Raw genomic sequence first — 7,557 nt, forward strand, 5'->3', positions numbered from 1 at the left:
TTATGCAAGTTCATTTTATATAATACATTATACTACATAAAATACAATAAGACAATCCTGACGAATATGGCATAAGGGCAGGTTTGTTAAATCACCTTGCCAAACTTTTGCTGTATGAATATGGGTGTAAGGGCGGGTTGATTGACCGCTTCGTTGTTAGCAGAGATTTTGGGTGAAACCCGCCCCTACATCGATCGCTGCTCCCTGCTCCCCGTTCCTACTAGCCATCGATGTACAATTACCATCACTAGGGCTAGAGGCATCATTAAAACAGGAATAATTTCCAAACTAGTACGGGAGGCGATCCACCCGACTGCACTGGGCAAACTGGCTGCACCTAAACTAGCGACACTCGACACGAAACCGATCGCGGCTGGTATTAATGCAGGAGATATCCTCTGTGGTAATAAGGCAATTGTTGCCGGATAGATTGCCGCAAACCCGAAACCAATCAGCGGTAAGCTCAAATACAGGTTTGGTACTAGCCACCAAGCCAGTAAACCAATACTCAGCAGCACCAGAGAAATATCCAACGTGCGGACTGCACCGAGTCGCCGCATGAAATATCCCAAACTCAAACGCCCAATCGTCACTCCCAGCCAGTAAGCACTGATACTATATCCAGCAACTATTGGCGGGATACCGCGACTGAGATTTTGCACCGAGTAAGCCCAGTTACCCACACAAACCTCTGCACCCACATAAACCATCAATAGCAAACCCGTTAGCAGGACAGCAGGTGTCTGTAAAGCAACGCGGAGATTAGCCTTAGCACTGGTCCCAGAAGCATTGATTTTCTGCGTCATCGGTCGATAATTTTGGACGATCGCTATAGCCACCGCCACCACCAACAGCCCTACTACTCCTGCAAATACCAAATAGATCGATCGCCAATTCAACCCAAAAGCTAGTAGCGAAGTGGCGATCGTGGGACCTAACAATGCACCAACTCCATAAAAAGCGTGCAACATTCCCACGAGATGGTTAGTGCGTTGGTTATCTACAATAAAAGTATTAATTCCAGCATCAATCAGGGCAATTCCCAGCCCCAAAAGCACGCCAGCCGCAACCATCACCCACCAAAACGGATTCAACGCATAGATTATCAGCGCCCCCATCAGCAACATTGCCGCTACTAACAGCATCCGTGCCAACCCCAAACGGCTGCTAATCAGACTACTAGAGAACGCTGCCACAACATAACCACCCGTCTGACTGATAAACAGCAGCGTTACAGTTGCCGGATTTAAATTATATGCAGCCAAAATCGAAGGCAACAAAACCCCCAATCCCGCCTCTGCTACTGCGATCGCCACAAAAGCATAAAAGGCGATCGCCACCCCAAACCAAACCGCCTCTTTTCCTGAGTGCGATCGCTTCACATTTTTGCCTAACACCCGCTTATCACCCATATCTCCCCTGCATTTATTTGGCTTGGGTACGGGCGGATTTTCACCAAAGATTCACTGTTTCAGTGGTCGATCTATTCGCTAAACCCGCCCCTACAACTTCTGACTGCCTCACGCCTCTGCTAACAACACCCTTAACCCAACCCGATTGCTATCCATCACCTGTTGCTCGATCGCCATCCCTACCAAAGCAGGTACGATCGCATCCGCCTCAATTAAATCTGCTGGCTGATAAGTCGTCGCCACCGCCACCACACTCATTCCCGCTGCCCGTGCCGCTTTGACACCAGCCACAGCATCCTCCACTACCAGACAGCGTTCTGGTGCGACACCCAACCTTGATGCTGCTTTGAGATATCCTTCAGGATCGGGCTTACCACGGCTAATATCATCTGCCGTAATCATGACTTTGGGAACGGACAAACCAACATGACGCAAACGGTTGGTTGCGATCGCCTGCGTCCCTGACGTGACAATTGCCCATTGCCGATCTGGTAAAGAATTCAGTAAATTTGCTACTCCTTCCACTTCCACCACACCAGCTAAATCCTCCGCCTCCCGTTGCAGAAACGCCCTACCTTCTTCCTCTGCGATTAAGTGCGGCGCAACTTCGCGAATTGTCTCTGTCGCCGGACGACCGTGAGAGATTTTCAAAATTGCCTCTGCATCTAAACCGTGCTGCTGCGCCCACCTACGCCAATGTCCTTCTACAGCTACATTTGAATTGACCAATACACCGTCGAGATCGAATAGGACTGCCTCACAGTCGAAGCTTTTCATATCTTTTTCTCCAGCAGAGATGTGACATGGAACGTCTCTACACACATAACGTCTCTATAATGCTAATTTGTTTGTTAGAAAAACAAACTTACTAAAGATTAGAAAAATGACCGCAGATCGACATTCACCATCGATCGCCACCAATACAACACTGTTAAAACAAATCAACTATGCCCGCATTTTAGAACTTCTTAGATGTCGTGCGCCGATGACTCGGGCTGAAATTGCCCGTTCCACAGGACTGACGCGATCGACTGTTACCGTAATTACAGCCGAATTAATCTCGCAGGGCTTAATTCGAGAAAGCGGTGAAATTATCGCGCCTCCTGGAGGGGGAAGACCAGGAGTCGGACTGAGTTTAAATCCCGATGGGGCATTTTTTATCGGTGCGGCGATCGAGTACGAACAGCTAACGGTAGTGCAGTTGAATTTAGCTGCCCAAGTTGTCAACCGCATTCAAGCACCACTAATAGGTAGTCGAGAACCAGAAATTGTCCTCAGCCAACTCGTACAATTAATTGGGCAAGTGCAGCAGTCCGATCCGACCAAACAAGAGCGATCGCGAGGAATTGGGCTAGCCATCCAAGCAACCATGAACTTAGCTGGTGTGGTCATCTACTCGCCATTTTTACAGTGGGTAGGTGTCGATCTGCGCCGCTACCTTCAGCCTCACATTCAGCTACCTTTATTTGTAGATAATGATGCGAACGCCGCCGCTTTAGCAGAGGTGTATCTAGGTAGTGCCATGCACTGTCATAGCTTGCTCTATCTATTAATTAATAAGGGAATTGGGGCGGGAATCGTGTTAAACAATCGCATCTTTCGCGGCGCTTACGGCACTGCGGGGGAAGTCGGGGCAATTTTACCAATGCCAACTGGCTGCGGAGATTTAGGCACATTTGTCGGTAGAGAGGCGTTGCTGCAAAACTATCGCCAGCGGGGAGGACAAGCAGGAGAAATTGGCGATTTGGTCGTACATTTCCGCCAAGACGAACCCCTCGCCCGCGCGGTTGTGTCTGAATGGGTGCAGATATTAGGCTGGGGATTAATTAACTTAGCAAATATTCTCAATCCCGAACGAATCGCGATCGGTGGACCGCTTGCTGTATTGGTTCCTCACGTTAAAGAGGAATTGGACTCGATGTTGCGAGACTGCGTACCTGGTAATGGTGGTGGTGGATTCTTCAGCGATCCGAAAGCTCGTTTTGACGTATCAGTTTTTGGCGAAGATGCGGCAGCAATTGGCGGGGCTGTACTTGCCTATCAGTCACTCTTTCAAGTTCCCGATTTAGTTTTATTAGCTGGATAAGTTAAGTCAAAAGCGAGTGGCTAGTGGTTAGTGGCTGGTGGCTAGATTCTTATTTCTAGTCACCAGCCACTAGCCACTGACAACTGCAAGAATGTATTAAAATTTGTAAATAGAAATAGCAAGTCGCGATCGTCCCTTAGCGAGGCATACTTATGGCAGCGCGTCAAGATACAATTTGGGAACAGTTCTTAGCGCCTGTCGTGCGTTTATTTATTGACGAAGAGGAGTTAAGGCGATACGCCCGTAGTATAGACTGGGAGAAAGAAAGCGATCGCTTTCGCCGTCCAGAGGTCAAGGTTCCCGTATACTACAGCAGTCAAAATTTTCACGGAATTAAGGGTGGATATCTTAATTCTGGTGCAGCTGTTTCTTACGATCCAATTACTCAATACGTCCTGCTACCTAATGAAACTCTAGTCCGTCAAGGATTGCTAGAACGTATTCGCGTTAAGCCAAGCAGAATTATAGATTTAGGCTGCGGTACTGGTTCCACGACGCTGATGTTAAAACAGGCTTTTCCCCAAGCAGAAGTTATCGGCTTAGATTTATCGCCATACATGCTAGTCAGGGCAGAAGACAAAGCCAAAACCGCAGGATTAGCGATTAAGTGGCTGCATGGCAATGCTGAAGAGACAAAACTACCAGCTGCCAGTTTCGATCTGGTGACGATATCCTTGTTATTTCACGAAACACCAGCAGAGGTGACTCAAGCGATCTTGCAGGAAAGCTTTCGATTGCTGAAAGCAGGCGGCGAAGCGATCGTTTTGGATGGCAATCAGCAGACTTTACGCCATCTCGATTGGTTGAATAATGTGTTTGAGGAACCATACATTCGAGAATTTGCGCAGGGAAATTTGGATGTCTGGATGGGTAAAGCAGGCTTTGCAGCAGTGCAGACTGATGATGTGTGGTTAGTCAATCAAGTAACTCGTGGAATTAAGCCTTTGATGCAGGAGACAGGAGACAGGAGACAGGAGACAGAAGAAGATATGGTAATAACAGAGGAATGGATTCCGGCTCCTGGGTATTAAGGTAATAATATAATATGGCGTTAAAGGCAGTTCTATTTGATTTTAATGGCGTTATTATTAATGACGAACCGATTCATAAACAACTGATCGAACAGTTATTAGTTGAAGAAAATTTACGCCCAATTCCTGGTGAGTTTGAAGAAGTTTGTCTAGGGAGAAGCGATCGCGTTTGTTTAGCTGAATTGCTCAAACGTCGAGGTCGATTTGTGAGTGAGACATATTTACTCCAATTAATGCAGCGCAAGGCGCAGGCATACCAGCAAGAATTAGAAAAAATTCCTAACTTACCTACGTATCCAGGTTTAGAAGATTTGGTTTTTCAAGCCCGTAGCCAACAATTAAAGTTAGCCGTTGTCAGTGGGGCAATGCGATCGGAAATTGAATTAGTTTTGCAGCGTTTGAATTTGACACAATACTTTTCTGTATTAGTTGCTGGCGATGATATGACTACCAGTAAACCAGAACCAGATGGCTATTTGTTGGCAGTAGAACGCCTCAACCAACTCTATCCCGAACTTCGGTTGCAGCCAAGAGAGTGTATTGCGATCGAAGATACTCCAGCAGGAATCCAAGCAGCGAAGACAGCAAAAATTCCGGTTGTTGGAGTTGCAAATACCTATCCATTTCACATGATGCAACGTCAAGCAAACTGGGCTGTAGATTACCTCAACCAGTTAGATTTGGAATGGGTGCAACAAGTACTTTCCAAAGCAAACTCACAAGCCACCGTCGCTGAATGTTAAAATACCAAGTGGCATATAGGAATTTGAGACTAGCAGTCCAAAATCTAAAATTAGTACGGGGAATTAGCTCAGTTGGTAGAGCGCTGCGATCGCACCGCAGAGGTCAGGGGTTCGAGTCTCCTATTCTCCATCGCCTGTAACCCTTTCTGTTAAAGGGTTTTGTAGTTTATCAGCCTGACTTTGTTTACGAGTTCATTCTCAATAAGCAACCCAAAAATGGGTACAGATCGAGATATCTAGAGCTGGAATTGAGATAGGATTGAAATAATTTAATCGGGGCTATTCAGCATATGGCGAGGGTTTCGGACGCTACGAAGAAACCACATGAGATAAATTCAGGTTCTCGATCTTTATCTCAATCTTAACAAAAGAAGAAAGGTATTACAGTTGTATTTAAGTAGAAGAAAGACTTGCTCGTTTTTGATAATGCCAGTAACGCGCAGTAGCGTTCTGGGGCGCGTCGCCAATAAGACCATAGTAGGAATGAGATTGTTTGCTAACAAGCATCGATCGCCGCTTCTAGCCTTCTAGACCAAGGAGTAACCGTGACCACTGAAGCCAATCTGCAAGGGAAAGCACGCGATAATACCCAACAATTTACCAAAGAAGAAACAGAAATATTTCAATGGACAAAACAGTGGTATCCAGTCGCAGTTGTAGATTTTCTAGACCCAACTCGCCCTCATGCAATACAGTTATTGGGAAAAGAGCTGGTTTTGTGGCGAGATGGCAGTAGTCAATGGCGTTGCTTTGAAGATTTTTGTCCGCATCGATTAGCCCCTCTTTCCGAAGGACGTGTTGAGCCTGATGGTACGCTGTTGTGCGCTTATCACGGTTGGCGGTTTAACTGGGAGGGGAACTGCGTTAGCATCCCGCAGTCAAAAGATCGACAAACTGAGGCGCAGCACTGCTTAAATCATAAGTCATGTGCTGTTGCCTATCCCACACAGGAGCGCCAGGGACTATTGTGGGTGTGGGCAGAATCAGGCGACTCTGCCGAGCTTGAAAGCCAACTGAGGCAACCACGGATCGTTCCTGAGCTGGAAAGCAACTCAGACAGGGTAGTGCAGTTATTTTGGAATATCCGCGACCTACCCTACGGATGGGACTTTTTCATGGAAAATGTCGCCGACCCCGCTCACGTACCTGTTTCTCATCATGGGATTATGGGCAGTCGCTACCAGGATGACCAGTATTACGACATGATTCGAGTCAGAGAGATGTCTACTCAAGAAGGATTTTCTTTTGAAGTCGTACCAGTTGCATCAAAGCTGGCTCAAACCATCCATGACTTTCAACCACCCTGCCACATGAGAGTTGTCTCAACCTATAAAGACGGTGGACAACTGATCCTAGCTTTGTATGCTAGTCCAACCCGTCCTGGTTGGTGTCGGCATATTGGCACTCAGGTGTTAGTCAAGAATGAAGCAGGTAAGAAACCAGAAGGGATCGGATTTTTTGCCCTGCCGATGCCAAGCTGGTTAGGTCATGTGCTAGCCTCTTTGTTCCTGCATCAAGATGCAGTCTTTCTGCACCGCCAAGAGAAGATTCTGGCAAGGCGGGGAAAGGGTAAATGGCTGGATGCAGTCTATACACCCAATCCTCAAGACAAAATGACGATCGCATTTCGCCAGTGGTTGGAGAAGCGGGCTGGAGGCGGTATTCCTTGGGCTAGTGAATGTAGCTTAGACCTCCCACCAATAGAGCAAGACAAGCAAAAGTTATTTGATGTGTGGACGACCCATACTCAAGACTGTAGAGTTTGCCAGGATGCGCTAAAGAATATTAATCGCCTAACTGTGGTAGCTCGTGTGGCTGCGATTGCTTGCTTGTGTCTCGGTGTCATTATGGACTCTCGAACTGTGGCAATGAAGGCGGTAGTAACTGGAAGTACATCTCTTTTGACCGCTCCCCCTACTCAATTCTGGTGGGCGATTGGGGGCGTAGTCCTATTTGCCATGCTAGGATACCTGCTCAAGAAGCTCAGGCGGCTTTTCTATGTTTATGAGTTTGAACACGCCCAGAATGACTGAGCGAAATAACTTCAATAAAGAAAACTGGAAGCTGTGGGGTCAGCCGTTTGGGAAGTGAGGGGAAGCGATCGCTCCCTATGCACTCCCAAAGCGATCGCGATTGTGGCTTTGGTCAAAATCGACGATTGGACCCTTCGGTACAATTCGATTGGGATTAATCTCGGTCATACTCATGTCAATACTTCGGACAGTTTTTGGCGCTTGGCAGTAGACAGAAAAGCCATCGAACCGATAGAGTGCCTTTTAGAACAA

7 protein-coding genes and 1 tRNA gene are annotated in these 7,557 nt (G+C 47.1%); 6 read left to right on the plus strand and 2 right to left on the minus strand.

Translation table 11 applies throughout. The features are described 5' to 3' along the window. Window positions 1-185 precede the first annotated feature (185 nt). A complete protein-coding gene (locus C7Y66_RS19775; RefSeq protein ID WP_106546894.1) occupies window positions 186-1,412 on the minus strand; it encodes a sugar MFS transporter in 1,227 nt (408 codons plus the stop codon). A 108-nt stretch (window positions 1,413-1,520) separates the two neighbouring features. Further along, the gene (locus C7Y66_RS19780; RefSeq protein ID WP_106546895.1) at window positions 1,521-2,189 is read right to left on the minus strand and encodes an HAD family hydrolase; all 669 of its coding nucleotides are present in this window, start codon (window positions 2,187-2,189) and stop codon (window positions 1,521-1,523) included. Between the two features lie 106 nt (window positions 2,190-2,295). Here C7Y66_RS19780 and C7Y66_RS19785 point away from each other — a divergent pair, with 106 nt between their 5' ends. From C7Y66_RS19785 to C7Y66_RS32550, 6 genes are all read left to right on the plus strand, one after another. After that, entirely contained in the window at window positions 2,296-3,498 is a 1,203-nt protein-coding gene (locus tag C7Y66_RS19785) for an ROK family transcriptional regulator (protein WP_106546896.1), read from the plus strand. A 152-nt stretch (window positions 3,499-3,650) separates the two neighbouring features. After that, window positions 3,651-4,529, plus strand: coding sequence for a class I SAM-dependent methyltransferase (locus C7Y66_RS19790; protein ID WP_106546897.1), 879 nt, complete (start codon window positions 3,651-3,653; stop codon window positions 4,527-4,529). Window positions 4,530-4,543: 14 nt separating this feature from the next. Beyond that, entirely contained in the window at window positions 4,544-5,272 is a 729-nt protein-coding gene (locus tag C7Y66_RS19795; protein WP_106546898.1) for an HAD family phosphatase, read from the plus strand. Window positions 5,273-5,329: 57 nt separating this feature from the next. Further along, window positions 5,330-5,402, plus strand: a tRNA-Ala gene (locus C7Y66_RS19800). Between the two features lie 415 nt (window positions 5,403-5,817). Next, window positions 5,818-7,305: a Rieske 2Fe-2S domain-containing protein gene (locus C7Y66_RS19805; RefSeq protein ID WP_106546899.1), complete on the plus strand. Its 1,488-nt coding sequence runs from the start codon at window positions 5,818-5,820 to the stop codon at window positions 7,303-7,305. 33 nt (window positions 7,306-7,338) lie between these two features. Beyond that, a partial coding sequence (locus C7Y66_RS32550; protein WP_233222759.1) for a hypothetical protein occupies window positions 7,339-7,557 on the plus strand: 219 nt, incomplete at its 3' end.

Origin of the sequence: Chroococcidiopsis sp. CCALA 051, assembly GCF_003015105.1 — a bacterium.
Taxonomy (GTDB): domain Bacteria; phylum Cyanobacteriota; class Cyanobacteriia; order Cyanobacteriales; family Chroococcidiopsidaceae; genus Chroococcidiopsis; species Chroococcidiopsis thermalis.

Coding starts and splice junctions, on each gene's coding strand:
- C7Y66_RS19775 (WP_106546894.1), bottom strand. CDS start 1,412: ATGGGTGATAAGCGGGTGTTAGGCAAAAATGTGAAGCGATCGCACTCA.
- C7Y66_RS19795 (WP_106546898.1), top strand. CDS start 4,544: ATGGCGTTAAAGGCAGTTCTATTTGATTTTAATGGCGTTATTATTAAT.
- C7Y66_RS19790 (WP_106546897.1), top strand. CDS start 3,651: ATGGCAGCGCGTCAAGATACAATTTGGGAACAGTTCTTAGCGCCTGTC.
- C7Y66_RS19780 (WP_106546895.1), bottom strand. CDS start 2,189: ATGAAAAGCTTCGACTGTGAGGCAGTCCTATTCGATCTCGACGGTGTA.
- C7Y66_RS19785 (WP_106546896.1), top strand. CDS start 2,296: ATGACCGCAGATCGACATTCACCATCGATCGCCACCAATACAACACTG.